23 protein-coding genes are annotated in these 25,036 nt (G+C 74.4%); 11 read left to right on the top strand and 12 right to left on the bottom strand.

The annotated features are described in order from the left end of the window. Positions 1 to 44: 44 nt before the first annotated feature. From AC067J_RS29385 to AC067J_RS29375, 3 genes are all read right to left on the bottom strand, one after another. The gene (locus tag AC067J_RS29385; protein WP_478304226.1) at positions 45 to 2,054 is read right to left on the bottom strand and encodes a carbohydrate binding domain-containing protein; all 2,010 of its coding nucleotides are present in this window, start codon (positions 2,052 to 2,054) and stop codon (positions 45 to 47) included. A gap of 221 nt (positions 2,055 to 2,275) precedes the next feature. Next, positions 2,276 to 3,343, bottom strand: coding sequence for a LacI family DNA-binding transcriptional regulator (locus tag AC067J_RS29380; protein WP_478304224.1), 1,068 nt, complete (start codon positions 3,341 to 3,343; stop codon positions 2,276 to 2,278). Positions 3,344 to 3,506: 163 nt separating this feature from the next. Further along, complete coding sequence (locus AC067J_RS29375; protein WP_478304222.1) at positions 3,507 to 5,381, bottom strand: glycoside hydrolase family 35 protein; 1,875 nt, start codon at positions 5,379 to 5,381, stop codon at positions 3,507 to 3,509. Between the two features lie 271 nt (positions 5,382 to 5,652). Between AC067J_RS29375 and AC067J_RS29370 the strand changes: the two genes are divergently transcribed. Continuing rightward, the gene (locus tag AC067J_RS29370; protein ID WP_478304220.1) at positions 5,653 to 6,732 is read left to right on the top strand and encodes a substrate-binding domain-containing protein; all 1,080 of its coding nucleotides are present in this window, start codon (positions 5,653 to 5,655) and stop codon (positions 6,730 to 6,732) included. Positions 6,733 to 6,963: 231 nt separating this feature from the next. Beyond that, entirely contained in the window at positions 6,964 to 7,407 is a 444-nt protein-coding gene (locus tag AC067J_RS29365) for a hypothetical protein (RefSeq protein WP_478304219.1), read from the top strand. 102 nt (positions 7,408 to 7,509) lie between these two features. Here AC067J_RS29365 and AC067J_RS29360 read toward each other — a convergent pair whose 3' ends face one another. Both AC067J_RS29360 and AC067J_RS29355 read right to left on the bottom strand, forming a co-directional pair. Continuing rightward, positions 7,510 to 8,292 carry a sugar phosphate isomerase/epimerase family protein gene (locus tag AC067J_RS29360; protein ID WP_478304217.1) on the bottom strand — a complete coding sequence of 261 codons (783 nt, stop codon included), beginning with the start codon at positions 8,290 to 8,292 and terminating at the stop codon, positions 7,510 to 7,512. A gap of 9 nt (positions 8,293 to 8,301) precedes the next feature. Then, the gene (locus tag AC067J_RS29355) at positions 8,302 to 10,428 is read right to left on the bottom strand and encodes a DUF2264 domain-containing protein (RefSeq protein ID WP_478304215.1); all 2,127 of its coding nucleotides are present in this window, start codon (positions 10,426 to 10,428) and stop codon (positions 8,302 to 8,304) included. A 354-nt stretch (positions 10,429 to 10,782) separates the two neighbouring features. On the opposite strand from AC067J_RS29355, the gene AC067J_RS29350 reads away from it, so the two are divergent. Genes AC067J_RS29350 through AC067J_RS29335 form a run of 4 tightly spaced genes read left to right on the top strand, consistent with a single transcriptional unit; the run spans position 10,783 to position 15,015 of the window. Next, positions 10,783 to 12,129, top strand: coding sequence for an ABC transporter substrate-binding protein (locus AC067J_RS29350; RefSeq protein ID WP_478304213.1), 1,347 nt, complete (start codon positions 10,783 to 10,785; stop codon positions 12,127 to 12,129). 2 nt (positions 12,130 to 12,131) lie between these two features. After that, complete coding sequence (locus AC067J_RS29345) at positions 12,132 to 13,070, top strand: carbohydrate ABC transporter permease (RefSeq protein WP_478304338.1); 939 nt, start codon at positions 12,132 to 12,134, stop codon at positions 13,068 to 13,070. Then, entirely contained in the window at positions 13,067 to 13,915 is an 849-nt protein-coding gene (locus AC067J_RS29340; RefSeq protein ID WP_478304212.1) for a carbohydrate ABC transporter permease, read from the top strand. The genes AC067J_RS29345 and AC067J_RS29340 overlap by 4 nt, the downstream gene beginning before the upstream one ends. Positions 13,916 to 13,971: 56 nt before the next feature. After that, positions 13,972 to 15,015 (top strand): hydroxyacid dehydrogenase, encoded by a 1,044-nt coding sequence (locus tag AC067J_RS29335; protein ID WP_478304209.1) that lies wholly within the window; start codon positions 13,972 to 13,974, stop codon positions 15,013 to 15,015. Between the two features lie 167 nt (positions 15,016 to 15,182). On the opposite strand, the gene AC067J_RS29330 is transcribed toward AC067J_RS29335, so the two are convergent. Then, the gene (locus AC067J_RS29330) at positions 15,183 to 16,289 is read right to left on the bottom strand and encodes a M20 family metallopeptidase (protein WP_478304207.1); all 1,107 of its coding nucleotides are present in this window, start codon (positions 16,287 to 16,289) and stop codon (positions 15,183 to 15,185) included. A 277-nt stretch (positions 16,290 to 16,566) separates the two neighbouring features. Then, entirely contained in the window at positions 16,567 to 17,169 is a 603-nt protein-coding gene (locus AC067J_RS29325; protein ID WP_478304205.1) for a histidine phosphatase family protein, read from the bottom strand. A gap of 301 nt (positions 17,170 to 17,470) precedes the next feature. Here AC067J_RS29325 and AC067J_RS29320 point away from each other — a divergent pair, with 301 nt between their 5' ends. Together AC067J_RS29320 and AC067J_RS29315 are read left to right on the top strand one after the other, a co-directional pair. Further along, entirely contained in the window at positions 17,471 to 17,683 is a 213-nt protein-coding gene (locus tag AC067J_RS29320; RefSeq protein ID WP_478304203.1) for a CbtB domain-containing protein, read from the top strand. 14 nt (positions 17,684 to 17,697) lie between these two features. Beyond that, positions 17,698 to 18,471 (top strand): CbtA family protein, encoded by a 774-nt coding sequence (locus tag AC067J_RS29315; protein ID WP_478304201.1) that lies wholly within the window; start codon positions 17,698 to 17,700, stop codon positions 18,469 to 18,471. A gap of 149 nt (positions 18,472 to 18,620) precedes the next feature. On the opposite strand, the gene AC067J_RS29310 is transcribed toward AC067J_RS29315, so the two are convergent. After that, positions 18,621 to 19,574, bottom strand: coding sequence for a cobalamin-binding protein (locus AC067J_RS29310; RefSeq protein ID WP_478304199.1), 954 nt, complete (start codon positions 19,572 to 19,574; stop codon positions 18,621 to 18,623). Between the two features lie 146 nt (positions 19,575 to 19,720). Here AC067J_RS29310 and AC067J_RS29305 point away from each other — a divergent pair, with 146 nt between their 5' ends. From AC067J_RS29305 to AC067J_RS29295, 3 genes are all read left to right on the top strand, one after another. Then, positions 19,721 to 20,134, top strand: a complete 414-nt coding sequence (locus tag AC067J_RS29305; RefSeq protein WP_478304197.1) for a VOC family protein — start codon at positions 19,721 to 19,723, stop codon at positions 20,132 to 20,134. A 167-nt stretch (positions 20,135 to 20,301) separates the two neighbouring features. Further along, positions 20,302 to 20,979 carry a hypothetical protein gene (locus tag AC067J_RS29300; RefSeq protein ID WP_478304195.1) on the top strand — a complete coding sequence of 226 codons (678 nt, stop codon included), beginning with the start codon at positions 20,302 to 20,304 and terminating at the stop codon, positions 20,977 to 20,979. 314 nt (positions 20,980 to 21,293) lie between these two features. Then, the gene (locus AC067J_RS29295) at positions 21,294 to 21,794 is read left to right on the top strand and encodes a hemerythrin domain-containing protein (protein WP_478304193.1); all 501 of its coding nucleotides are present in this window, start codon (positions 21,294 to 21,296) and stop codon (positions 21,792 to 21,794) included. A 73-nt stretch (positions 21,795 to 21,867) separates the two neighbouring features. Here the strand turns inward: AC067J_RS29295 and AC067J_RS29290 are convergent, their stop codons facing one another. The 4 genes from AC067J_RS29290 to AC067J_RS29275 all read right to left on the bottom strand — a co-directional run bounded on the left by AC067J_RS29290 (position 21,868) and on the right by AC067J_RS29275 (position 25,026). Then, entirely contained in the window at positions 21,868 to 22,512 is a 645-nt protein-coding gene (locus AC067J_RS29290; protein WP_478304192.1) for a TOPRIM nucleotidyl transferase/hydrolase domain-containing protein, read from the bottom strand. 445 nt (positions 22,513 to 22,957) lie between these two features. Next, on the bottom strand, positions 22,958 to 23,443 hold the full coding sequence (locus AC067J_RS29285; protein WP_478304191.1) for a hypothetical protein: 486 nt from the start codon (positions 23,441 to 23,443) through the stop codon (positions 22,958 to 22,960). A gap of 120 nt (positions 23,444 to 23,563) precedes the next feature. Further along, positions 23,564 to 23,815 (bottom strand): 30S ribosomal protein S18, encoded by a 252-nt coding sequence (gene rpsR, locus AC067J_RS29280; RefSeq protein ID WP_478304190.1) that lies wholly within the window; start codon positions 23,813 to 23,815, stop codon positions 23,564 to 23,566. A 44-nt stretch (positions 23,816 to 23,859) separates the two neighbouring features. Beyond that, complete coding sequence (locus AC067J_RS29275) at positions 23,860 to 25,026, bottom strand: CobW family GTP-binding protein (protein WP_478304337.1); 1,167 nt, start codon at positions 25,024 to 25,026, stop codon at positions 23,860 to 23,862. Positions 25,027 to 25,036 lie beyond the last annotated feature (10 nt).

Here is a 25,036-nt window from a genome sequence, read left to right as displayed (position 1 = left end):
GCGCCGGGTCGTGGGGGCGGCCCGGCGCCGGGTGCGAGGGGGTGTCAGCTCGCGTGGACGGTGATGTCGTCGCACCAGCCGTAGCCGGTGCCGCTGCGGGCGTAGCAGTAGATCCTGGCGGTGGTCGCGTCCGGTCCGGTGGTGAAGGTCGTGGACCGGCTGCTGAAGGCCGTGCCGGTGAACACGGCGCGGGAGGAGGAGCCTGCCGCGTCGAACTGCTTGACCCCGAGGGAGAGTTCGGTACCGCTGTCGGAGACCTTGCCCCAGCCGCTGAGGGTGTAGGTGGTGCCCGGTCTGACCTGGACGACCTGCTCGGCGGCGGCCTGCGCGGGACCGACCTTCACGGCCCGGTTGCCGCTGTGCTTGGTGGCGGTGTCGAGGATGACGCCGCCGTAGCCGGTCCAGGGGTTGAGGGCGGTGTCCTCGAAGCCGGGGTTGCGCACCGCGTTCACGGGCGAGCAGGTGCCGTCGTCGAAGGCCGAGGCCTGGTGGAAGCCCCGGTCCGGGCGGCAGACCTGCGGGACGGCGTTGCCGAAGTAGTCCCGGGTGCCGGGACCGGGGCCGGGGATCGCGGTCCCGGTGCCGCGGACCGGGGAGGTCGGGGCGAGCTGGTAGTCGGCCGGGTCGGCGCCGCCGACGTCGGCGAACCGGGGGTCCGCGGTCTGCTTCTCCGGATCGGACGGTTCGTTCGCCGGGTGGTTGCCGTAGAAGGTGTTCCCGGTCCAGGTGAAGTTCGCCGGCCGGTAGGTCTTGCCCGGCATGGCGCCGTAGCCGCCGGTGCCGAGGTTGTGGAAGACGTTGTTGGCCAGCCGGACCTTCGTGGTGCCGTAGCCGTCCTCGACGATGCCGGTGGTGGAACCCGCGGGCAGGAACACCGTGTTCTGGTACATGTCGGCGCCCTGCTCCCCGGAGGCGGTCAGCCAGCGGCCCTTGTCGTGGTGGCTGAGGTTGTAGCGCACGACGGTGCCGCTGCTCCGGGATCCCGAGCCGCAGCCGCCACAGAAGAGCATGAAGCCGCCCTCGTTGTCGTGGCTGTGGTTGAACTGGAACACCGCCCGCTTGTTCCCGTAGTCCGAGTCGAAGGCGTGGCCGTCGCCGTTGTCGGGGAGCCGGCGGACGTGGTGGACCTCGTTGTACTGGATCAGCGCGTCGTCCGAATTGATGGCCCAGACACCGACGTTGGCACCCATCGGGCGCATGGCGACGTCGTACACGTGGTTGCGCTCGACGAGGCCGCCCGCCGAGGCGCGCAGGACGATGCCGTCGCCGCCGGTGTCGTTGACGGTGTTCCCGCGGAACACCACCCGGGTGCTGGCGCGCCAGTCGTTCTTTCCGCCGCAGCCGTCGCTGCTCCCGTACTCGGGCCGGCACATCCAGGTGGAGCGGTTGGTCAGGCCCTCCCGGTCGACCCTGCTGATCCGGGAGTTCTGGACGACGGCGTCGTCGAAGTTGGTGGGGGTGGTGGTGCCGGAGACGCGGAACTGGATGCCGTTGGACCACTTGGTGGCGTCGCCGTTGACGTCGTGGACGTAGACGTCGTCGACGAGGTAGTGGGTGCCGACGCCGTCGGGCAGGTCGGCGATCTCGACGAGCAGTCCGTTGCGCTCGCGCTTGGCGGAGCCGGTGTCCCGGAAGGTGATCTCCAGGTCGCGGATCTCCCACTGCTCGACGTTGTACAGGTGGACGGCGGCCTTCTCGGTGGAGGAGGCGCTGCCGGCCACGACCGGGCGGGTGGAGCCGGTCCCGTAGGCGGCGAGGGTGATCGGCGCGGCGGCGGTTCCGGAACCCTGCGGCCTGAGGGTGCCGGTGCAGGTGGCACCGCGCTTGAGGAGCAGTCGGTCACCGGGGCCGAAGACGTGGGAGTTGGCCTCGGCCAGGGTGTTCCAGGGGCTGTCCTGGCCGCCGTCGCCGTTCGAGGCGGCGGAGCAGTCCAGGTACCGGGCGGTGCCGGGGGCGGCGACGGCGGCCGGGGCCGCGGCCAGCGCCGGGACGAGGAGTGCGGTCACGCTCGCCACGGCGAGGACGGCACGTCTGAGGGTGGGGGGTTTCAGCACAGGGACTCCCGAGGTGGGGGAGGAAGGGGGGATGGGCGCCCGCCCGCACCCTAGGACGACCGTCTGATCAGGTCAATCCATCCCGCTCAGTATTTGCGCATTCCGATCGAATGATCGGACCATGACCGTCGCATGGGACACCCACCCGGACACCGCTCCGGCCCACCCGCACTTCAGCCCGCCAGCCCGCCAGCCCGCCGGCACGTCAGCCCGTCGGCGCATCAGCCCGAGGCCGCGCCGCAGGACTCGCGCACCGTCAGCTTCGGCAGGAGCAGCACGTGGTGCACCGGCATCGGGTCCTCGCCGCCGAGCCTGCGCAGGAGGAGCGCCACCGCTTCGGCGCCCACCGCACGCGTCGGCGGAGCCACCGCCGTCAGCGACGGGGCGCCCAGCGCCGCGAACACGTCGTCGTAACTGACCACGGCCAGCTGCTCGGGCACCCGGACACCTCGGGCCCGCAGCAGCGACAGCAGCTGGATCGCGTCCTGGTCGTTGTGGACCAGGACGGCCCGGACGCCCCGGGCGCAGGCGTCGGCCAGGCTGTCGGCCACCGCTTCGGCGTCCGCCACCGGGTTCACGATGTCGAGCACGGGCCCCTCCGACAGCCCGAGCAGCGCGCAGCCCTCGGCGTAGCCGCGGCGGATCTCGTGCGCCGTCCAGGTGTCCCGGCGGGCGACCAGGGCGACGGTGGCGTGTCCGAGGCCGGCCAGGTGCCGCAGGGCGAGGAGCACCCCGTGGCGGTGGTCGGAGGCGACCGAGTCGAGCTCCTCGGCCGGGCTCCCCGGGGACGGGCGGCGCTCCACCAGGACGGCGGGCACCGGGAGGTCCTCGGCCCAGGCGCGGCCGCCGGGCCCGTCGGCGGGCGTCCAGTTGGGGGCGAGCAGCAGCCCGTCGGCGCCCGACTTCAGCAGTTGTTCCGCCTGGACCTGGTCGGCGCTGGCCTCGTAGGAGGAGATGCCGAGCATCAGGTGGGCACCGGCGCGGGCCGCGGCCGCCCGCGCCCCCGCGATGACCTCGTCGAAGTACTGGCCGACGGCGGGCACCAGCAGGCCGATGGACGGCCCGCCGGACGCCGCCCCGGACGCGGGGCCGTCGCGGCGCCCGGCGACGGTCGACACCGATCCGTGGGAGCGGCGGACGAGGCCGGCCTCGGCGAGCGCGGCGACGTCCCGGCGCACGGTGACGGCGGGGATGGCCAGCCGCTCCGCGAGGTCCGCCACGCGGACCGATCCGAGGCTCTGCAGGGCTTCGAGGATGCGGGCGCGGCGTTCGTCGGCCGAGATCGACATGTCATTCCCCTGCACCGTGGTCGGTTCGGGCGGACGGCCGCCCGGGCGGAGCAGGAATCTACCATTCGGTCGGCATGTGATCCGGTGGCGAACGGACGGTCGGCCCCCGCGTGCGGTGCGCGTCCCGGGCGCACCGCACGGACCCGGCCTTCCTACGGCCGGCTCACGCCTCCGACGCCTCCCCCGGCACCGCTCCTGACGCCTCCCCGGAGACCTGCTCCGACGCGTGCTCAGACGCGTGCTCCGGCGCCTGTTCCGACGCCGCCTCAGAGGTGGTCGGGCCGAGGTCGGGGCGGTCCCGGAGCTCGATCCGGGTACCCGGACGGTGGAGTTCGAGGACGACCACCTCGTTGACGCCGGGCCGCCACAGCGGCGCGGGGGCGTAGAGGGTGCGCTGCGGGCCGCGCTCCCAGTGGCGGCCGAGGGCGAAGCCGTTGAGCCAGACCATGCCCTTGGTGAAGCCGGGCAGGGCCAGGAATCCGTCGGCCGGCACGTCGACCGTGATCCGGGCCCGGTGGAAGGACGGGCCGTCCGCCGCGTCGGGTGCGCCGAACCGCAGGGCCGTCAGGTCGTCGAGCGGCAGCGGCCGGACCTCCCAGCCGAACTGGTACTGGTTGTCGACGCGGACCCCGCCCGTGATGCCCTTGCGGTCGTGGAGCAGGGGGCCGTAGTTGATCCGCCCCATGTTCTCGACGAGCAGGTCGAGCACCGCGCCGTCCCGGGGGACCGTGACCGCCAGGGCCTCGTCCGGGCGGTCACGTTCGAGGACGCCGACCGGCTCGCCGTCGAGGAAGACCTGGGCGCGGTCGGCGAGGCCGTCGATGCGCAGTTCGCCGCGGGCGAGGGGGCCGCGCAGCCGGGTCCGGTAGTGGATGAGGCCGGTGTTCTGGCCGAACACCTCCATCGGTTCGGGTTCGGGGCTCCGCCGGGTGACGGCGAGGCCGTCGAGCGAGGCGAACAGGCCGGCGCTCCCGTCCACGGGCACGCTCCGCGGGGCGAGCCGGTCGGGCAGGGGCGGCAGCGGGTGCGCGTTGGGGCCGAGGTGGCGTTCGATGACGCGGCGGAAGGCGTGGAACTTCGCGGTGAGCTCACCGGCCTCGCCGACCGGGGCGTCGTAGTCGTAGCTGGTCGTGTCGGGCCGGTATCCGGTGCCGTCGTGGTTGGCGCCGTTCCACCAGCCGAAGTTGGTGCCGCCGTGGCCCATGTAGATGTTGACGGAGGCGCCGGCGGACAGCATCCGGTCGAGGACGTCGGCGGACTCCTCCGGGTCGCGCAGGTGGTGCGGGGCGCCCCAGTGGTCGAACCAGCCGGTCCAGTACTCCATGCAGACCAGGGGCCCCGCGGGCTGGTGGCGGCGCAGGCAGGCCAGCGACTCCTCGGGGCGGGAGCCGAAGGTACCGGTGGTGAGCAGCCCGGGCAGCCGGCCGCCGAGCTGGAAGCCGTCCTCGGCGCCGTCGGCGGTGAACAGCAGGCAGTCGACGCCGCGCCGGACGAGGCCGGCCCGCAGGTGCTCCAGGTAGGCGGTGTCGTTCCCGTAGCTCCCGTACTCGTTCTCCACGGCGACGGCGACGACGGGTCCGCCGTTGGTGGCGAGCAGCGGCAGCAGGACGGGGACGAGCTCGTCGAACCAGGCGTCGACGGCGGCGATGTAGGGCCCGTTGAGGCGGCGCAGCCGGACGGCCGGGTCGGCGAGCAGCCAGGCCGGGAGGCCGCCGAACTCCCACTCGGCGCAGATGTACGGGCCGGGGCGGACGATCACGTCGAGGCCGAGGTCCCCGGCCGTGCGGACGAATCCGGCGAGGTCGCGGTCGCCGGTGAAGTCGGCGGCGCCGGGGGTGGGTTGGTGGAAGTTCCAGGCGACGTAGGTCTCGACGGTGTTGACGCCCATGGCGCGGAGCCGGGTGAGCCGGTCGGCCCACAGTTCGGGGCGGACGCGGAAGTAGTGGACGGCGGCCGAGACGACGAGGTGCGGGCGTCCTTCGCGCAGGAAGGCGTCGCCGTCGGTGGTCAGGGGCAGGGGGGCGGCCGGGTCGGCCATGGGTGCCTCCGCGGGGGAGCGGGTGGGGAGGTGGGGGCGCCCGGCGCCGCCGGAGCGTGGCGCCGGGGCCGGGCGTCGCGCCGGGGCGGGCGGATGTGGCCTGTCGGCGATCACCGCCTCGTACCCTAGGAGCCCGCCGATCGGACAGTCAATCATTCGATGAAGACTGCGTCGATTGATCAGAATTCGATCGAACGATACTCTTCGACCACGTAGGGCGAGTCGAGTGAGTCGAGCAAGTCGAGTGAGAGAAAGCAGCGGAGGGCACAGGATGGCCATCTCGGGAGAGGAACGTCGTCGGCTCATCGTGACGGCCGTCGGCGACCTCGGCGGCCAGGTGCGTCTGACGGACCTGGCGGACCGGCTCGGCATCCCCGCCGTCACCGTCCGCCGGGACGTCGCCGCACTGGCCGACGCGGGGCGGCTCAGCCGCTCGCACGGCTTCGTCTCGCTGGACCGCCCGCACGCCGACCGCGGTCCGGGGCCGGGCGACAGCGCGGGGGCCGGCTGCCCCGTCGGCCTGCTGGTGCCCTCCGTCGGGTCCTACTTCGACGAGGTGATCGCCGGGGCCCGCGAGGCCGCCGACGCGGCGGGCGCCCGGCTGGTCCTCGGCATCGCGCCGTACGGTGCGGACGAGGACCGCGTCCAGGTCGAGCGGCTGCTGGAGTCCGGGGCCGAGGGACTGCTGCTCGCACCCGGGCTGCTGCCCGGGCAGGAGGCCGGGAGCAGCGCGTGGCTCGACGCCCTGCCGGTGCCCGCCGTGCTGGTCGAACGCCGCTCCGCCGCCCCCGACGGCCCCGGCTCGCGGCTCGACGCCGTCGGCTCCGACCACCGCCACGGCGTCCTCAGCGCCCTGCGGCACTTCGCCCGCCTCGGCCACACGAGCGTCCTGCTGGCCGCGCGGGGAGATTCCTGGACGGCCCGGGAGGTCCGGGCCGGGTACGAGGAGGGCACCCGGCTGCTCGGTCTCCGGGCCCTGCCCGTACTCGACTCGCTGTCGCCCGCGGGCCTGCCGACCGATCCCGACGTGCTGGCGGGCCGGATCGCCGAGGCCGTCGAGGGGGGCACCCGGGCGGTGCTCGTCCACAACGACCAGGACGCGATCCGGCTGCCGCCGCTGCTGCGCGCGCGGGGCCTGCGGGTGCCCGAGGAGGTGGCCCTGATCGCCTACGACGACGTGTTCGCCGCCCTGGCCGCTCCCCCGCTGACCGCCGTCGCCCCGCCCAAGCGCGCCGTCGGCAGGGTCGCCTTCGACCTGCTGCTGCGGCGCCTCGCCGGCGACCCCGACCTGCCGGTGCACCGCACGGCGCTGCTGCCCGTCCTGCGGGTCCGCACGTCCTGCGGAGGCTGAGGCGCCGCGCGGCGGCCTGGGCGGTGGTGACCGGCGAGGGCCGGTCACACCCTCGCGGCCACCACCGTCGGTGACGGACAGTGCCGCGGAGACCCGTCGCGGTGACCGACGGTGAGGATGGGTAGGGGCCCGTATTGAATACCCATCGATCGGTCGGGTCTCCTGGAGGCACGGCGAAGGGTGGGCGCGGAGGCCGATCCCCCCACCATCCGATCTGCGGCAGGTGACCCCATGTACAGCACCGTCGACGACACCACGGCCATTCCCGTGGCAGCAAACGTGGCGATCTATCTCCGCTGCTACCCGTTCGACGTGACGGCGATGGAGTGCCACCACCGGGCCCTGGAGGCCCTGGCCGTGGAACGCGGGCTGCCGGACCCGCTGCTGTTCCTGGACAACGGCCTGCGCCGGTCCGACGGGCTCCCGGCGCTGGAAGGGCTGCTGCGGGGCGTCGCGGCGGGCTGGATCAGGACCGTGCTGGTCCCCGGGCCCTTCGTGTTCTCCATGGACGAGGCCGAGGTGCGGGCCGTGGTCGGCCTGCTGGAACGGCACGGCTGCCGGGTGGTCGAACTGCCGGCCCGCCACGAGCGCGCCCGCGCCTCCGCCGCCACCCCGAGCCTGCCGCCGCTGCGCGTCGGCGGCTCCCCCGAAACGGTCGGCGCCGTCGCCGGGTGACGCCCCGGCCCTCCCGGCGTTCGCGGCCGCCACGGCGTTCACGCCGTTCACGGCGCTCCCGGGTGGCGGCCCTGCCACAGCGGAGCCCGGAACCGGCCGCCCTCAGCCTGCCCGCAGCGCCGCCAGCCGGCGGGCCCCGGCCCGCAGCCCCGGTTCCAGCGGCGCGGCCCGCGGGTGCCACGGGGCCTCGTACTCCCAGGCGACCCAGCTGTCCCGGGGCAGCAGCCGCAGGCATTCGGCCAGCGGCAGGACGCCCGCGCCGAGGGCCAGCGGGGTCAGGTCCTCGGCCGAGGCGACGTCCTTGACCTGCACGTAGCCGAGGTACGGGCCGAGGGCCCGGTGCGACTGCTCGGGGCTCTCCCCCGCCAGCCAGGTGTGCAGCAGGTCCCACAGCGCCCCGGCCGCCGGGTGGCCGGCCCTGCCGAGCAGGCGGGCGAGGGAGCCCGCCGAGCGGTGCGAGTCGTGGGTCTCCACCAGGACGCGCACGCCGAGCAGCGCCGCCTGCCCGGCCACCTCGCCGAGCCGGCGGACGGCCCTGGCGTCGGCCGCCGCGGCGGGACCGGGTCCGCCGTGCGGGAAGACCCTCAGGTACCGGCAGCCGAGGTCGGCGGTGAGCCGCAGATGGGCGAGCAGGTCCGCCACCACCGGCCCGTCGGGGCCAGGCGCGGCGATGCCGAGGTAGGAGGCGAGGGTGAGCGGCACGATCCCGGTCCGGGTGAACAGCCGGGCGGCGGCTCGCCGTTCGGCGGTGCCGAGCTGGAGGCGGACCGGCTGGTCGGAGGCGCAGCGCAGTTCCAGACCGTGCCAGCCGTGGTCGGCGGCGAGACCGGCCATCCGGTCGAGGGGGGCGCCGGGAAGTCCGAGGGTGGAGAGGGCCAGTGGCATGGCTCGCGCTCAGCCGCCCGCACCGGCGGAGCCCACACCGGCGGACCCCGAGCCCACGGAACCCGGGCCCACTGAGCCCGGGCCCACGGCCGCCGTGCCCTCGCCGCCCGGATCCACCCCCGCCGGGCCCTCGGGCTCCGGCCCGACCGACACCGCCCCGGCACCGATGCGCACGTGCCGGACCCCGCCGTCCTGCCAGGTCACCCGGAGGTCCCAGGCCTCCCCGGCCTCCCCGGTCTCCCGGGGCCCGACCGTCAGGCCCACGGCGTCCAGCGGCGGCAGGCCGGAGACACCGGCGAGCCTCGCCGCGCACGCCAGTAGGGCGGGACCGTCCGGGAGGCTGCCGCTCAGGACGGGCAGCAGCGCCTCGGCGCCGAACGCCGTGCCGCCCGGCACGGTCAGCGTCTCCGCCCGGGTGAAGCCGTACAGGGAGCGGAGTTCGCTGGTGAGCCGCCCGTCCGCACGGGCAACCGCCCCGGGGCCGGAGCCCGAACCGGAACCGGGACCGGGACCGGGACCGGAACCGGAACCCGCGCCCGCGCCCGCGCCCGCGCCGGCGGCCGCGGACTCGGTGCGCTCGCCCGCGACCGCCCAGCCACCGTGGCGGACGGCGGTGCCGGCCGCCACGCCGGTGACCAGGTGGACGCGGACCTCGTCGGAGCCGTGCACCAGGGTCACCGAGGTGACGGCGGCCCCGGGCAGCGGGCGGCCGTCGACGTGCGGGTGGGAGTGGGAGGCGGCCCAGTCGGGGCCGGTGCCGAGCGGGAGGATCCGGCCGCGCTGGGTCGGCTCGCCGTCGACCACCAGCGCGAGGTGGTTGTCGGCGGGGCCGCCGTGGGTGGGGCCGGTGGCGGTGGAGTGGGCGAGGCGGGCGTAGTGCGGGTCGTCGGGCCCGACGTGGTCGGCGGGCTGGTCGTCGCTGCCGTGGTTGTGCAGCCGGACCACGCCGTCGGCGGCGGTCGACTGCACCAGCCAGCCGGGGCGGGGCAGGGCGGTCACGGCGTCGCGAACCTCGCACGGGGCCGGCTGTTCGGGCTCCGTCCAGACCGGGTGGTCGGGCGGGAGCAGCAGGCCGAGGAAGCCGCTGCCCGCCCAGTAGGGGGAGGCGGGGCCGGAGTACGGCTGGACCAGCCGGGGTTCGGGGCCGTGCCAGCCGAGGGTGAGCAGTCCGCGTCCGTCGACGGCGCCGCGGTCGAGGAAGTGGCGCAGGGCGCCGGAGGCGAGGCGGCGGGTGGTGCCGGGGGCGAGCGGGGTGTGGCCGGTGAGGGCGCCGGCCCACAGGGGGGCGGTGGCGGCGAACCGGTAGGTGAGGGAGCGGCCCTGGTGGACGGGGGCGCCGTCGGCGCCGAAGAGCCGGGCGTGGTCGGCGAGGTGGGCGGCGAGCCGGGAGCCGTACTCGGCCAGCAGCGGGCGGTCGTCGGCGAGGTGGGCGTGCAGGACGGGGTAGAGGTGCAGCGCCCAGCCGTTGTAGTGGTCGAAGGCCCGGGGGCGGCCGTCGGTGTACCAGCCGTCGCCGAGGTAGAAGCGGTCGATCCGCTCCAGGCCGCGCCGGACGGCCGCGCCGGCGTCCTTCTCCTCGATGCCGGCCTCGGCGAGGAAGCCTCCGACGGCGAGCGGGAACAGCCACCAGTTGTTGTCGTTCGGGGTGCGGTGCAGGGCGTCGGCCAGCCAGCGTCCGGCCCGGTCGCGGACGGCGCCGTCGAGGCGGTCCCAGAGCCACGGCCTGGTGAGGCGCAGCGCGAAGGCGATCGAGGCGGCCTCGACCATCGCCTGGCCGCGGTCGGTGACGGCCGGCCAGGACTCGTGGTCGCCGTCGGCGAGGTCGCGTTCGGTGGTGGGGGTGCGGGTGCCGGCGTCGAGGCCGGCGGCGTACTGCTCCAGCAGGCCGTGGGGGTCGGCGCCGCCCGCGCCGGCGATGCGCAGGGCGGCGGGCAGGAAGGTGCGGGCGTAGCCCTCCAGGCCGTCGGAGCGGCGGCCCGACCAGCTGGGGCGGGCGCCGGGGAGGTCGATGAGTGCCCGGCCGGGGCTCGCGTACGGGCGGACGGCGGTGAGCAGGTCGTCGGCCACCGACTCCCAGTGGGCCCTGGTCCAGCCGGTGCGGGGGCTGAGGTGTCGGTCCTCCGGAGGCAGTGGCATGGGTGTGTCCTTCGTCGGCGGGGGCCCGTGAACGCGGGGCCCGTGAACGGGCGGGTCCCTGGCGGAATCTAGGAATCGACCGATCATCCGTCAAGGCCTTCGGATCAAATGCACTCCTTGATCAAATCGTAATGCTGCCCCCGGATCCCCCTCCCGGTCATCAAACGTCCAGTTCAAGGCCCATCAATCGGCCCCCGGGAGGCTTCATCGATCCTGATCAGATCAGATCATTCGATCCAGTTTCTTGACTCCGATCCGTACGTTGCCCAGGATGACGGCAGTCGCCCCCACCCTCACGAGTCCGTGCCAGGACCGACATCCCCGGGACCGTGACCTCTCCATAGGAGCCGTGCCATGCGCTCACTCGCGTCCACCCGCCGCAGAGCCCTGCGTGCCACCGCCGCCGCCACCGCCGCCGCGCTCGGCGTGACCCTCCTCGCCGCCTGCGGCAGCGACGGCGGCGCGACGACCGGCGCCGACGACGGCAAGCCCGTCACCCTCACCTTCTGGGGCTGGGCCAAGGGCACCAAGGAGGTCGTGGCCGCCTTCAACGCGAGCCACCCGAACATCCAGATCACCTTCGAGGAGATCCCCGCCGGCAACGCCGGCGGCTACGCGAAGCTCTCCAACGCCGTCAAGGCCGGCAACGCCCCGGACGTGTTCAACGTCGAGTACCCCCAGCTCCCCGACTTCGTCAGCCAGGGCGCCGTCCAGGACATCAGCAAGCTCGTCGGCGCCGACCTGAAGGCCAAGTACCTGCCGCAGGCCACCGAGCTCACCTCGCTCGGCGGCCGGACCTGGGCACTGCCGCTGGACGCCGCGCCGCAGGCCTTCTACTACCGCAAGGACCTCTTCGCGAAGGCCGGCATCACCCCGCCGAAGACCTGGGACGAGTTCCGCACCGCGGCCCAGAAGCTCAAGGCCGCCCAGCCCGACGCCCGCATCGCCACCTTCTTCCCCGACGACCCCACCGCCGTCCAGGCCATGGCCTGGCAGAACGGCGCACGCTGGTTCACCACCGCCGACGACGCGTGGAAGGCCGACCTGGCCGGCGCCGAGACCAAGAAGGTCTCCGCGTACTGGCAGCAGCTGATCGACGAGGACCTCGTACGCGTCCAGCCCTCCTTCAGCCAGCAGTGGACCGCCTCCCTCCAGAAGGGCGAGACCGCCGGCTACCTCGGCGCCACCTGGGGCGGCGGAGTCCTCAAGTCCAACCTCGGCACCACCCCCGACGTCAACGGCACGTGGGCGGTCGCCCCCATGCCCAGCTGGGACGGCGCCCCCGCCAGCGGCATGCTCGGCGGCACCACCTTCGCCGTCGCCAAGGACAGCAAGAAGGCCAAGGCCGCCGTCGAGTTCGCCACCTGGGCCACCACCACCCCCGACGGCTTCAAGGCCCGCATAGCCTCCGGCACCTCCTCCGCCTACCCCGCCGCCACCGACCTCGTGCCCGTCGCCAAGCAGGCCTTCAACACCGACTTCTACGGCGGCCAGGACCTCTACGCGGTCTTCTCCGACGCCGCCAAGTCGATCAAGCCGGGCTGGACCTGGGGCCCCGCCATGGGCGTCACCAACGGCTCGCTCAAGGACTCCTTCGGCAAGGTCGCCGGCAGGACCGGCACCATCGACGACGCCCTGGCCGCCGCCCAGCAGGCCACCCTCGCCGAGTTCAAGAACCGCGGACTGAAGGTCGCCCAGTGACGATCCGCACCACCCCCACCGGGGTCCCCCGCGCCGCCGCTCCCAGGCGGCGCGGGCGGTACGGGGCCCCGGCCGCCCTGCTCGCCCCGTTCCTCCTGCTCTTCACGGCCTGCACGCTCGTCCCGATCGGCTACGCCGTCAAGCTCAGCCTGTTCAGCGAGCGCAGCTCCGGCCTCGGCTTCGGCGGCTCCGAGACCGTCTTCACCGGACTCGGCAACTACACCCGGGCCCTGGAGGACGAGGCGTTCCGCGACGGCTTCCTCACCATCGCCCGCTACTGCCTGCTGTACATCCCGCTGATGACCGGCCTCGCGCTCGGCCTGGCCCTGCTGCTGGACTCCGCCCTGACCCGGGCCAAACGGTTCTTCCAGCTCGCCCTGTTCATCCCGCACGCCGTGCCCGGCATCATCGCCGCACTGATCTGGATGTACCTCTACACCCCCGGCATCAGCCCCGTGCTCGACGTCCTGGAGGCCGTCGGCACCCAGCCCGACCCGCTCGGCCACCCGCTGCCCGCCGTGGTCAACATGGCCCTGTGGCAGTGGAGCGGCTACAACATGGTCATCTTCTACGCCGCGCTCCAGGCCATCCCGCGCGAGGTCCTGGAGGCCGCCGTCGTCGACGGCGCCGGCCCCCTGCGCACCGCCCTGAGCATCAAGATCCCCCTGATCCGGCCCTCCCTCGCCATGGTCGGCCTGTTCACCGTCATCGGCTCGCTCCAGCTCTTCACCGAACCGATGATCCTCCACAACACCGCCCCGGGCGTCACCTCCACCTGGACCCCCAACATGTACGCCTACACCGCCGCCTTCGAGCGCAACGACTACGGCCTCGCGGCCGCCTCGTCCGTCCTGCTCGCCCTCGCCGCCGCCGGACTCTCCTTCGCCGTCACCCGCGTGACGCGGTCCCGCTCCGAGCGCACCCGGGAGGCCCGCCCGTGAACACCCGCCGCCCCTGGACCCTCTCGAAGGCCGCCGTCAACGGCACCCTCGTCCTGGCCACCGCCTACACCCTGCTCCCGCTCGGCTGGCTGCTCACCGCCGCCGCCAAGAACACCGCCGACCTGCTCGGCGGGAACGCCCTCACCGCCGACAGCTTCAACCTCGGCCGGAACCTGAGCGACCTCGCCACCACCGGCGACGGCATCTACTTCCGCTGGTACCTCAACTCCCTGCTCTACGCCGGGATCGGCTCCGTGCTCTGCGCCCTGGTCTGCGTCGCCGCCGGCTACGCCTTCCACGTCTACTCCTTCCCCGGCAAGGAGAAGCTGTTCGGCCTGGTCCTGCTCGGCGTCCTGGTGCCCACCACCGCCCTCGCCCTGCCGATGTACCTGCTCGCCTCCGAGCTCGGCATCGTCAACACCTTCTGGGCCGTCTTCCTCCCCTCCCTCGTCAACCCCTTCGGCGTCTACCTCGCCCGGGTGTTCTGCGCCGGCTACGTCCCCGGCGAGGTCCTGGAGGCCGCCCGGATGGACGGGGCCGGCGAACTGCGCGCCTTCCGGTCGATCGGCCTGCGCATGGTCATGCCCGGCTTCGTCACCATCGTGCTGTTCCAGTTCACCGCCATCTGGAACAACTTCTTCCTGCCCCTGGTGATGCTCTCCGACAACCGGCTCTTCCCGGTCAGCCTCGGACTCTTCAGCTGGAACGCCCAGACCAAGGCCTTCCCCGAGTACTACCCGCTGGTCGTCACGGGCGCGCTCCTCGCCGTCGTCCCGCTCGTCCTCGCCTTCGTCCTGCTCCAGCGGCACTGGAAGGCCGGTCTCACCGCGGGGAGCGTCAAGTGAGCAGCACCCGCCCTCACCTGAGCACCACCCGCCCCGCCACCGCCAGGGAGACCCCCATGCCCGACCCCCGACCGTCGGACCAGGCGGGCGCGCCCCGGCGCCCCCGCGCCGTCCTCGCCATGGACCGCGACCTCACCGCCCGGCTCTTCGACGACCGCACCATGGCCCGGCTCACCGCACTCGCCGACCTCGACCCCGCGCTGGTCCTCGACGACTTCACCACCCCCGAGGCCGTCGCCGCCCTCGCCGACACCGAGGTCATCGTCTCCGGCTGGGGCTGCCCCCCGCTCGACGAGACCGCCCTGGCCGCCGCCCCCCGGCTGCGCGCCGTCATCCACGCGGCCGGCTCGGTCAAGCACCACATCACCGACGCCTGCTGGCGGCGCGGCATCCACGTCACCTCCGCGGCCTGGGCCAACGCCCTGCCCGTCGCCGAGTACACCGTCGCCGCCGTCCTGCTCGCCAACAAGCAGCTGCTGCGGATCCGCGAGGACTACCGGGACCGCCGCGCCCCGCACGACTGGCAGAGCAGCTACTCCGGCGCCGGCAACTACCGGCGCACCGTCGGCATCGTCGGCGCCTCCCGGATCGGCCGCCGGGTCCTCGAACTGCTGCGCCCGCACGACCTCGACCTGCTGCTCCACGACCCGTACGTGGACGCCGCCGAGGCCGCCCGCCTCGGCGCCCGCCCGGTCGGCCTCGACGAGCTGTGCGCCGCCTCCGACGTGGTCAGCGTCCACGCCCCCGAACTCCCGGACACCCACCACCTGATCGACGCCCGCCGGCTCGCCCTGATGCGCGACGGCGCCACCCTCGTCAACACCTCCCGCGGCTCCCTCGTCGACCAGGACGCCCTGGTCCGCGAGCTCGTCGCGGGGCGGCTCGACGCCGTCCTGGACGTCACCGTCCCCGAGGTCCTGCCCGCCGACTCCCCGCTCTACGACCTGCCCAACGTGGTGCTCACCCCGCACGTCGCCGGCTCGCTCGGCCGCGAGCTGCACCGCATGGCCGCGGCCGCCGCCGACGAACTGGCCCACTACACCGCCGGGCGGCCGTTCGCCCACCCCGTCCTCGCCGAGGACGTCCACCGCACCGCGTGACACCGGCGCCTCCCGGCCGCGCGCCGGGGACTCCTCGGCTGACGTCCGGCCGGACGAGGGTCCGCCCGGCCGACGGTCGAGGGGCCGGCTCGACGGTCGCCGCGGCCCGGCCCCCGATGCCGGGGAGCAGCCGCTCCGCCCCCTCCTCCGCGGTCCGCGGGAGGCCCCTACAGGTCCCGGATCGCCTCCACCAGTCCCGCGACGAGGGTCGCCCGCTCGGCCATGGCGTCGATCAGCACGTACTCGTGGTCGGCGTGGGCACCGCCGCCCACCGCGCCCAGGCCGTCGAGGGTCGGCACGCCCAGGGCGCCCGTGAAGTTGCCGTCGCTCCCGCCGCCGACCGCCCGGCCCCCGATGCCGGGGAGCAGCCGCTCCGCCAGCGCGAAGAGCCGCGCGGAGGCCGATTGCGGCATCGGGGGCCGGCCGACTGAGCCCCGGACCGATATCACCGCCCCGTCGAGCCGCGGGGTCAGGGCCGCGAACGCGGACTCGACGCGCTCCTTCTCCCCGGCCGTCTCGACCCGGACGTCGACGACGACGGTCGCCTCGGCGGGCACGACGTTGTCCAGGGTGCCCGCCGAGGCGACGGTCGGGGTGACGGTCGTACCGAGGTCCGGGCGGCCGAGCGCCGCGATCTCCAGCACCTGGTGCGCGGCCTCGACCAGGGCGTTGATCCCGGCCTCGGGTTCCAGGCCCGCGTGCGACGCCCGGCCCGTGACGGTGACCTCGAAGGTGCCGCAGCCCTTGCGGGCCGTCTTGAGCGACCCGTCGTCGGCCGCGCCCTCGCAGACCAGGACGGCGCCGCAGGCCCGGGCCCGCTCCTCGATGAGGGCCCGCGAGGAACCGGAGCCGACCTCCTCGTCGGAGGTCACCAGGATCTCGACGCCCGACCGGTCGCCGAGCAGGGCCACGCCGTGGACGGCCTGGACGAGCCCGCCCAGCATGTCGAAGACCCCGGGGCCGGTGACACGCCCGTTCGCGACCGTGAACGGCCGGCGTTCCAGCGTGCCGAGCGGGAACACCGTGTCGTGGTGCCCGAGGATCAGTACCTTGGGGTCGCCACCGCCGGACCAGTGGACGTGCGGCCCGGCTCCGCTCCCCACGAGGACGGCCCGCCCTCCGAGGCGCCCCTCGATGACGCCGGCGACAGCCTCGGCCGACGCCGTCAGGGCGTCGACGTCACGCGACGGGGACTCGACCTCGACGAGCGTCCTGAGGTCCTCGATCATCGCGTCGACACTCACGGAGCCGGCCCCGTCCATCATTGTGATCATGCTGCCAAGGTAGCGATCCCCCCGCAGCGGACCTCACCGCCCCCGTCGCCCGCCTTCGCCGTCCCGTTTCCCGTCGCCTTTTGCCGTCCCCTTCACCGCCCACGCCACCGAAGGGGACGGTCCGCGAACGCACCGGGTCCGCCGGAGGCCGCGCGCCCGGCCGTCAGCCGAAGGCCGGCACCTGGTCCAGCACCGCGAGCCGCGCGTTGGCCGTCCGGATGCTGCCGCACACCATCTGCGCGCCGCCGATCCGCCGCCGCCTCCGACTGACGAATCGTCACTCTCCAAGAAGGGGAAGCGAGTTCCCTCCGAGCCGGAGGTTCCACCGGCCGGCCCGGCCGGACAGTTCGGTCACCGACAGCGGCCGGACGTCGAGCCGCCAGAACACCTCCGGCGGGAGGGCGAGCGCGCTCACCACCGCGGCCCGGACGACCGCCGGATCCACCACCGCCACCACCCGGCCCGAGCCGTCGGCCAGGCGTTCCAGCCAGGCACCCACCCGGCCGCACAGGGCGGTGACGGACTCCCCGCCGTGGGGCGCGGACGCGGGGTCGCCCAGCCAGCGGGCCACCGCTTCCGGTTCGCTCGCTGCGACTTCGTCGAGGGTCCGGCCGCGCCACGCGCCGACGTCCAGGTCCGCCGGCCCCGCCACCGGTCCCGGCGTGAGGCCGAGCGCCTCCGCCGTCCGCCGGCAGCGCGTGGACGGTCCCGCGAAGCTGTGCGACGGTCCCGAGTGGCTGTGCGACGGCGCCGGAATGGTACCCGCGGCGGCCCGCGCGGCCGCCAGTCCCGCCTCGTCCGGCGGCCCGTCGTCACCGAAGCGCGCGGCCCGCGCGTCCGGTCCGAGCGACGGTGCGACCAACGTCACGCGCACGGTCATCCGACCTCCTGATCCACCGTGAACGCCGCCACTCGGGCGGGTACGTACGGGCTCCGGGGGCGCATTCGCGCCGGTCCGCGCGCTGTCCGCCCCCTGTGACGGCCCTTGGCGGGACCCCCGGGACACGGTACCGTCCCTGCGACAACCCAAGACGACGGTGCGTGGAAGACCGGTGAGAAACCGGAACGGTCGCGCCACTGTGAGACCGGACCCGGCTTTGCCGGACCGGCGAGTCAGACCCGCCTCCGTCGTCCGCACTCCACCGAATCGGGACGCGCTGTTCCCAAAGGAGGTTCCGGTCATGGCTCACCCCATAGCCCCCGCCGTCGCACCGGCGATCACCCCCATCTCCGTCAAGGCGATCCTGCCCTGGGCCGTTTTCTTCGGCATCCTGCTGATGGCCCTGCTCTACTTCGTCGGCGCCGAACAGAGTGCCGTCTCCCTCATCTCCGGCGAGGACTTGCACGAATGGGTGCACGACGGCCGCCACCTGCTCGGCTTCCCCTGCCACTGATCCGGAGCCGACCCGTGAACTCAGCAACCGTCAGATCCCTGCTCGTCCGCGGCATGCTGGCGGGCCTCGCCGCCGGTGTGCTCGCCCTGGTCGTCGCCTACCTGCTCGGCGAACCCCGGGTGGACGCCGCCATCGCCTTCGAGGGAGCCCACGCCGCCGAGCACGGCATGGAGGAGGAGCTCGTCAGCCGTACGCTCCAGTCCACCGCCGGACTGGCCACCGGCATCCTCGTCTACGGCGTGGCGTTCGGCGGCATCGCCGCCCTCGCCTACTGCTTCGCCCTCGGCCGCGTCGGCCGCTTCTCCCCCAGGGCCACCGCGGCCCTGCTGTCCGGCGCCGCCCTGATCGCCGTGTACGTCGTGCCGTTCCTCAAGTACCCGGCCAACCCGCCGGCCGTCGGCGACGGCGAGACGATCGGCCGGCGCACCGCGCTGTACTTCCTCATGATGCTGCTCAGCGTGCTGCTGGCGGTCGCCTCGGTGAGCGCCGGCAAGCAGCTCGCGCCGCGTCTGGGGAACTGGAACGCCACGGTCGCGGCCGCCCTGGGCTTCGTCGTGTCCATCGGTCTCGCCTACGTCCTCCTGCCCGCCGTCAACGAGGTGCCCGAGCACTTCTCGGCCACCCTGCTCTGGCAGTTCCGCCTGGCGGCCCTCGCCATCCAGCTGACCCTCTGGGTCTCCTTCGGCCTGGTCTTCGGTCACCTCGCCGAGCGACTCCTCGCCCCGAAGCCCGCCTCGGCGGTGACCGGCCGGAGCTCCGCGCCGGAAGCGGCCGCGCCCGCGCTCTGAGGCACCTGACGGGTTCCGAGGCCCTGGCACACCGGGATCACCGGGAGCACCGGGTTCCTCGGACCCGTCGGGCGGCCTTCCGTACGCACCGTGCCGGGGCCGGCCGGGCGGCACCTGCCGCCGGGCCGGCCCTTCGCACGACCGATCGGCTACCCGGCGGTCGCCGGGGGCGCCGTGTCCGCTCCGCTCCGCCGGACCAGGCGGGCCTCGCCCTCGGTGACCGGCTCCCCCACCTGCACGTCGTGCAGCACGTGGGCGAGGATCTCCGCGCCGCGGACGACCCTCGGGCCCGGGCGGTTGAAACAGGCCGGGCCGTCGAGGATCCAGACCCGGTCGCCGCGCACGGCCGGGAGGTCGGCCCAGCCCGGCAACCCCGTGAGCAGGTGGAGTTCGCGCTCCGTCCGGTCGGGCGGGAACCCGCAGGGCAGGAGCAGCAGTACGTCGGGGCGTGCCTCCCGGACGGCCGCCCAGTCCACGGGCCGGGTGTGTTCGCCGGGCTCCGCGATCAGGGGTTCGCCGCCCGCCACCCGGATCTGCTCGGGCACCCAGTGGCCCGCGGGCCAGAGCGGGTCGAGCCACTCGACGGCGACGACGCGCGGGCGGGCCCGCCCCGCCACCTCCGCCGCGACCCGGTCGAGCCGCCCGCGCAGGGACGCGGCCACCCTCCCCGCGGCCTCGGGCGCACCGAGCACGTCGCCGACCCGTTCCAGGCAGCCGATCACCTCGGGGAGCGTCCGGGGCTCCAGGCTCAGCACCCGCGGCCCGGCGTCCAGGACGCGCACCGCCTCGGACACACCGGTGTAGGAGACGGCGCACACTTCGCACAGGTCCTGGGTGAGGACGACGTCCGGGGCGAGTCCGGCCATCCGCTCGACGTCGAGGGTGTAGAGCGAGGAGCCTCGGTGCGCCGCCCCGCCGACCGCCTCGGAGATCTCCCGGCTGGTCAGCCGGTCGGCGTCGAACTCCGCCGCGGTGACGACCGGGACGCCCGCCACCACCGCGGGCGGCCAGTCGCACTCGTGGGTCCGGCCGACGAGCTCACCGCCCAGACCGAGGACGGCGACGATGTCGGTGGCGGCGGGGAGGAGCGACACGATCCGCATCCCCCGAGCGTAGCCCGACGGACCGTCGGGGCGGCGGCCCCGGCGTCGGCGACACACCCACGCCGGTCGCCGTGCAGCAATCCCGTGGTTCGGCGCGGCATTCCCTACGCTACGGAGCGGACATATGCCAATGAAAAGGACTGATCGTGCCCTCCATCCTCAATCCGTACATCACCTTCGACGGCGACGCCCGGCAGGCCCTGGAGTTCTACAAGGACGTCTTCGGCGGCGAACTGAACCTCAACACCTACGCCGAGTTCGGTGCGGGCGACGGGGAGATCGGCGACCGGATCATGCACGGGCAGCTGACCACCCGCAGCAACTTCACCCTGATGGCCGCCGACAACCCGCCGGACACGGAGTTCAACCCCGCCAGCAACATCTCGGTGAGTGTGAGCGGCGAGGACGACGGCGAACTACGCGGCTACTGGGGCAAGCTGTCCGGCAGCGGCACCGTGCAGGTCCCCATCGAGAAGCAGATGTGGGGCGACATCTTCGGCATGTGCACCGACCGCTTCGGCATCACCTGGCTGGTCAACATCAACCAGCCGCGCTCCTGAGGCTGCGACACCCGCCGGAGTGACTCACCGGACCTCCCGGCCGAAGCACCCGGCCGCCGGCCGAAGCACCCGCCGCGCAGGAAGTCGGACCGGCCGACTTCCTGCGCGGGCGCCGCCGGCCCGTCCCACAGGATCAGATGACAGTGGCAGGTGGCACAGTTCCGCCCATGAACATCAATGCCGCACCGCACAGTTGGGACGAGGCCGTCGCTCTCTTCGAGCAGCGGAACCTGCCTGCCGACTCCTACCGCAACCTGTACGAGGAGGACTACGACGTCCACGCGGGCGACCTCGCGATCGACGGCCACCTCGACCTCGACGCCACCGAACCCGACGGCACCGGCTACATCGTCGACGGCGACCTCGACGTCACCGGCGCCGTCCTCAACATCGACGACGGCTGCCCCGCGCTGATCGTCCTCGGCGACCTCCGGGCCCGCGCCGTCTACCTGGAGGGCGACGCCAAGCTCCTCGTCCGCGGAAGCGTCCACGTCGACAGCTTCGTCGGCAACACGACCGACAAGCTCGTGATGATCCACGGCGACCTGCACGCCCGGGCCACCGTCCTGTCCGCCGAGTTCGCCCCGGACCTGATCGGCGACACCCTGCACGGCCCCGTCCTCTCACCTCCCTACCTCTCGCCCGAGCCCGGGCAACCGCCCGTCGCGCCCGAGACGGTGCTCGTGCCCGAGGTCCTGCGCACCGGCGCCGACGACGACCCCGACGACCTGCGCGGCTTCGACGCCCCCGGCGTCCACGGCGGCCGCCTGCTACGCCGCATCGAGGCCGGTCTGCCCGTCACCCTGGCGGGCCTGGAGACGAGCGGGCCCGCCGCCGGGCGGTAGCGCAGGGACGAGGGCAGGGGTGGGGGCGGGGCGGGGGCAGGGCACGTCGACGGCCGCGGTCCCGCCCTGCCCCGCCCACCGGCCCGCGCCGGCCGAGGGCGCGCCCGGACGCGGACACCCCGGCGTGCGGTGCGGACACACACCCCCGACCCCGGGCCTCGTGCCTTGTGGCTCGCGCCTCGTGCCTCAGGAGAGGCGGAGAGGCGGAAGTCGCTTGCCGCGGCGCCGGGTCCCGTGATCGGATGGCGCCGCATCGCGTGCCGGTGGCGGACTGCGTCAGGCATGGAGGTGCGGAACCGAAGGGACCGCCGACCATGGCCTCCCACGACGGCGACCGTGCAGTCGCCTTGAGTCTTCAACTCTCCCGGGCACACCGGGAACTACGCCGCCGGATCGACGAGGTCAGGGCGGACCTGGGGCACCGCCGGCTGAGCGACGACGCACTCGTCGCCCACTGCCTGGCCTTCTGCGCCGCCCTGACGACACACCACCGGGGCGAGGACGAAGGGATGTTCTCCCAGCTGGTGCGCGAACGCCCCGACCTCGCGGAGACGGTCGCGAAGCTGGTCGAGGACCACGGGCTGATCTCCTCGATCCTGTCCCGGGTGGGCGAACTCGCCCACCGGGCCGCCGAGTCCCCCGACCCGGACCTCGACGCGATCGGGCGTGAACTCGACGGGCTGGCGGCCATCATGGAGTCCCACTTCCGCTACGAGGAGCGGACGATCAGCGCGGCGCTCGACGCGGCGGCGCCGGACGTCGACTGGCCGGACGCCGACTGGCCGGACACGGTCTTCCGGTTCGGCTCCGCGTGAACCGGCGTCCCCGCTCTCGGCCCCAGCGACGACCCGGCCCCGCCGACGGCGCGGGCGCCGGGCGGGGCTCCGGTCAGAGGCCGGCGAGCAGCCCGGCGAGGGGAGCCGGCACCCGCCCGGGGTCGAGGGCCTCCGCCAGGAGGTGGCCGTAGCGGATCTTGCGGCCCTTCTTCGTGCCGAGGAAGCGCCGCATCTGCTGCTGCGGTGCCTCGCCCCGGTGGGCGGGCTGGCGTACGAAGATCCGCCAGGCCGGGAGGTCGCCCTCTTCCCTGACGATCTCCTCGACCCTCGGTACGCCCAGCGCGCGGATGAGTTCGTCCTCCAAGTCCGCCGCGCACACGAAGAACCCGTCGCGCGGCGCACCGGCCCGGTCGAGACCGCGGTCGTAGAAGCGCTGCTCGCCGACGTCGCACAGGCCGACGAGGCGCAGCCCCAGCCCAGGCGGCCCGAGGATGTCCGCGTAACGGCCGATGCACATGGCGCCGCCCATGGGGACGACGCACACCCCCTCGGCGGCGAGGTCCCGGCCGCTGCGCGCGGCCAGCGTCTCGACCGCCTCCAGGTCGCTCGGCCCCTCCAGCAGCACGGCCGTCCGCACGCCCAGCCGCACGGCCAGTTCACCCGCCGATTCACCCGCGGGCCCACCCGCCGGCTCCTCGGGGCCGCCCGCCGCCGCCCAGCCGATCACCGCATCCCGGAACGCTCGCATGTCCGCCACAGCGCGATTCTGCTCCTGTGCACGCGATCGGGCACACGGTTTTCGCAGCGCGCCGCCCGCCGGCGCGCCCGCCGCGTCGGGAGGGGCGGGTTCCACGACCTGCCGGAAGCCGTGCGGCGGGCGGCGGGCGGCGGGCGGCCGGTGAGTCGTTCGACGGTGTCGGCGGTGCGTGCGGTCCTCCGCGCCCTCGGCGCTCGCACGGTCCATGGCGGCCGGCATCGCGGCGAACTCCGGTGGCGTCAGGGCCGCCAGGCGGTCCCGCAGGCCCTCGTACCATCGACCCGCCCCGACGCACCCTCGCCCCCGCCCGTAGGCCCGACCACCCGGATGCCGGCCGCCCGCGCCGCGCGCAGCCGTCCCCGATGCTCCGCGCACCGAGGGGGCTGCCCCGCCCGTCCGCCTCGGGCCTCCCCCCGCGAGGTCCGAGGCGGACGGGCGGGGGCGGTCAGGCGCTGACGCGGTCCCCGGTCGTCCCCGCGGGAGCGGAGTCGGTCAAGTAGGCGGCCAGGTCAGGCTGTTCGGGCGCCAGCAGGTGACGCACCCAGGCGTCCCGCTCGTGCAGGACCGGCACCAGCTCCCAGACGCAGCCGATCAGCCCGCCGTCGAGGCGGACGAAGTTCGTCGGGTCGGTGTCCGGGCAGCCCAGCACCGGCTGGCCGGCGGCGGCGCCGGCGAAGTGCAGCACGTTGTCCCACGTCCAGCTGTAGACGTTGAGGTACGCGCCGCTGTCGCCGCCCCGGTGCAGCACCACGAAGGAGGCCGGCGGGGTGCCGTCCGGCTCCGGGAGCAGGTCGGGCAGGAGGGTGTACGCCGCGCGCTCGACCTCCGGCTCGATGCCGGCCGGGTCGGCGGTGACGTGGTAGCGCTTGACCTGCCGCCCGCCGACCTGGATCGGCGGTGGCACCAGCAGGAGTTTCTCCGTGAAAGCCATGGGTGGACCGTACGGGCGCTCCACTGACACCTCCTGTCAGTGGAGTTCGGCCGGCCCACCACCTGCCCCACCCACCAGCTGCCCCACCCACCGCACCGCCCGCCGCCGCGCCGCCCGCTGTCAGCGGGCGGCGGTGACGGCCGCCGCGTACGGCAGCAGCGCCATCTCCCGCGCGTTCCTGATCGCCCGGGCCACGGCCCGCTGCTGCCGGACGGTGAGCCGGGTGACGCGGCGGCTGCGGATCCTGCCGCGGTCGGAGACGAACCTCCGCAGCAGCTCCGTGTCCTTGTAGTCGACGTACGTGGTCCCGGCTCCGAGCAGCAGGTCGGGACGCGGTCGGGCCGGTCGTCCGCCGGCAGGGCGCTTGCCCATATCGGGTTCCTCCGTTCAGTGGTGGTGTGGTCGTGGCGGAAGGCTCAGGAGACCGGCTGCAGGAGCTCCCCGAACGCATCGGGGAGGCTCTTCCACCCCGGCTCGCCCATCATCAGCTCGGCGTCGGTGAGCAGGCAGGAGTCGAGCAGGTCGACGATCCCGTCGACGTCCAGCCCCTCGGCGGTGAAGCTGAGCCGCTGCACCCGGTCGCCGTGCAGCGGATGCCAGTCCAGCGCGGCGGCCGCCCGCCGGGCGGGCGGGTGGCGCTCCCAGTCTCCGTCGGACAGCGAAGCCAGCCAGGGCCCGCACTCCTCGACGGCGAGGTTCGCCCCCGCGGCGTCCCAGGCGAGCATCAGCTCGGGGCGGTTGGCGAGCCAGAACCGACCCCGGCTGCGCTGGGCCGCGGGCACCAGCAGTTCCAGCGCCCCGTACAGCCGGCCCGGGTGCAGCGGCCGGCGGCGCTCCCACATCAGGGTCGCCACGCCGGCCTCGTCGTGCTCCTGCGGCAGCAGCGAGAGCGCCGGGTCGACCCGGTCGCGGGCGGCCGCCACGTCGAACCCGCCGAGGGCGGCCCGGAGCAGTTCCCCGGTGCCGAGCCGGACGCGCCGGGCGGTGGGGTGGAGCTGACGGAGCATCGCCGGCCCGGCCTCGCCGCCGCGGGCGGCGACGGCGATCGTGGTGGCGTACTCGATCTGGTGGGCGAGTGCCTCGGCCCGGGTGCGGCGGTCGTCCCGGGAGGTGTGCTCGCCGTGTTCGGCCAGGTCGTCGGAGAGGGACAGCTCGCCGATCACGCGGTCCGGGTCGACGGCGGTGACCACGCCGGCCAGCTCGACCACGTCGCGCAGGCGGCGCCCGTCGACCTCGCCCCCGGCGATCACCTCGACCGCCGGGTGCGGGTCGCTGCCGCCCCACAGCTCGACGACGGCCAGACCGTGCCGGCCCTCGTCGGCGATCCGCAGCAGCGCGGGCAGCAGGTCCACCCGCAGGGCGCAGCAGGCGCAGTCGTTGGTCAGCGGCACGTCTGCGGTGCCGTGGCGGCCGGTGGCGTCGCGCAACTCGCGGTGGACGGTGCCGAGGGAGGCGTCGCGCAGGTCGTGGTGGAGGACGATCGCGTCGACGGCTCCGTCCTGGATCTCCTGGACGGCCCTGCGGCGCTCGGCGTGGTGCAGCCCGGCCACCACCACGACCGGGAGCCTGATCCGGTCGGTCATCAGCTCCTCG

It is taken from the genome of Kitasatospora sp. NPDC042419 (assembly GCF_056437345.1).
This window is presented reverse-complemented; position numbering and strand designations above follow the sequence as displayed.

Excerpts from the sequence above, each read along its gene's own strand:
- AC067J_RS29380 (WP_478304224.1), bottom strand. The coding sequence starts at position 3,343 with ATGTCGATCTCGGCCGACGAACGCCGCGCCCGCATCCTCGAAGCCCTG.
- AC067J_RS29375 (WP_478304222.1), bottom strand. The coding sequence starts at position 5,381 with ATGGCCGACCCGGCCGCCCCCCTGCCCCTGACCACCGACGGCGACGCC.
- AC067J_RS29370 (WP_478304220.1), top strand. The coding sequence starts at position 5,653 with ATGGCCATCTCGGGAGAGGAACGTCGTCGGCTCATCGTGACGGCCGTC.
- AC067J_RS29365 (WP_478304219.1), top strand. The coding sequence starts at position 6,964 with ATGTACAGCACCGTCGACGACACCACGGCCATTCCCGTGGCAGCAAAC.
- AC067J_RS29360 (WP_478304217.1), bottom strand. The coding sequence starts at position 8,292 with ATGCCACTGGCCCTCTCCACCCTCGGACTTCCCGGCGCCCCCCTCGAC.
- AC067J_RS29355 (WP_478304215.1), bottom strand. The coding sequence starts at position 10,428 with ATGCCACTGCCTCCGGAGGACCGACACCTCAGCCCCCGCACCGGCTGG.
- AC067J_RS29350 (WP_478304213.1), top strand. The coding sequence starts at position 10,783 with ATGCGCTCACTCGCGTCCACCCGCCGCAGAGCCCTGCGTGCCACCGCC.
- AC067J_RS29335 (WP_478304209.1), top strand. The coding sequence starts at position 13,972 with ATGCCCGACCCCCGACCGTCGGACCAGGCGGGCGCGCCCCGGCGCCCC.
- AC067J_RS29330 (WP_478304207.1), bottom strand. The coding sequence starts at position 16,289 with ATGATCACAATGATGGACGGGGCCGGCTCCGTGAGTGTCGACGCGATG.
- AC067J_RS29325 (WP_478304205.1), bottom strand. The coding sequence starts at position 17,169 with ATGACCGTGCGCGTGACGTTGGTCGCACCGTCGCTCGGACCGGACGCG.
- AC067J_RS29320 (WP_478304203.1), top strand. The coding sequence starts at position 17,471 with ATGGCTCACCCCATAGCCCCCGCCGTCGCACCGGCGATCACCCCCATC.
- AC067J_RS29310 (WP_478304199.1), bottom strand. The coding sequence starts at position 19,574 with ATGCGGATCGTGTCGCTCCTCCCCGCCGCCACCGACATCGTCGCCGTC.
- AC067J_RS29300 (WP_478304195.1), top strand. The coding sequence starts at position 20,302 with ATGAACATCAATGCCGCACCGCACAGTTGGGACGAGGCCGTCGCTCTC.
- AC067J_RS29295 (WP_478304193.1), top strand. The coding sequence starts at position 21,294 with ATGGCCTCCCACGACGGCGACCGTGCAGTCGCCTTGAGTCTTCAACTC.
- AC067J_RS29285 (WP_478304191.1), bottom strand. The coding sequence starts at position 23,443 with ATGGCTTTCACGGAGAAACTCCTGCTGGTGCCACCGCCGATCCAGGTC.
- rpsR (WP_478304190.1), bottom strand. The coding sequence starts at position 23,815 with ATGGGCAAGCGCCCTGCCGGCGGACGACCGGCCCGACCGCGTCCCGAC.
- AC067J_RS29275 (WP_478304337.1), bottom strand. The coding sequence starts at position 25,026 with ATGACCGACCGGATCAGGCTCCCGGTCGTGGTGGTGGCCGGGCTGCAC.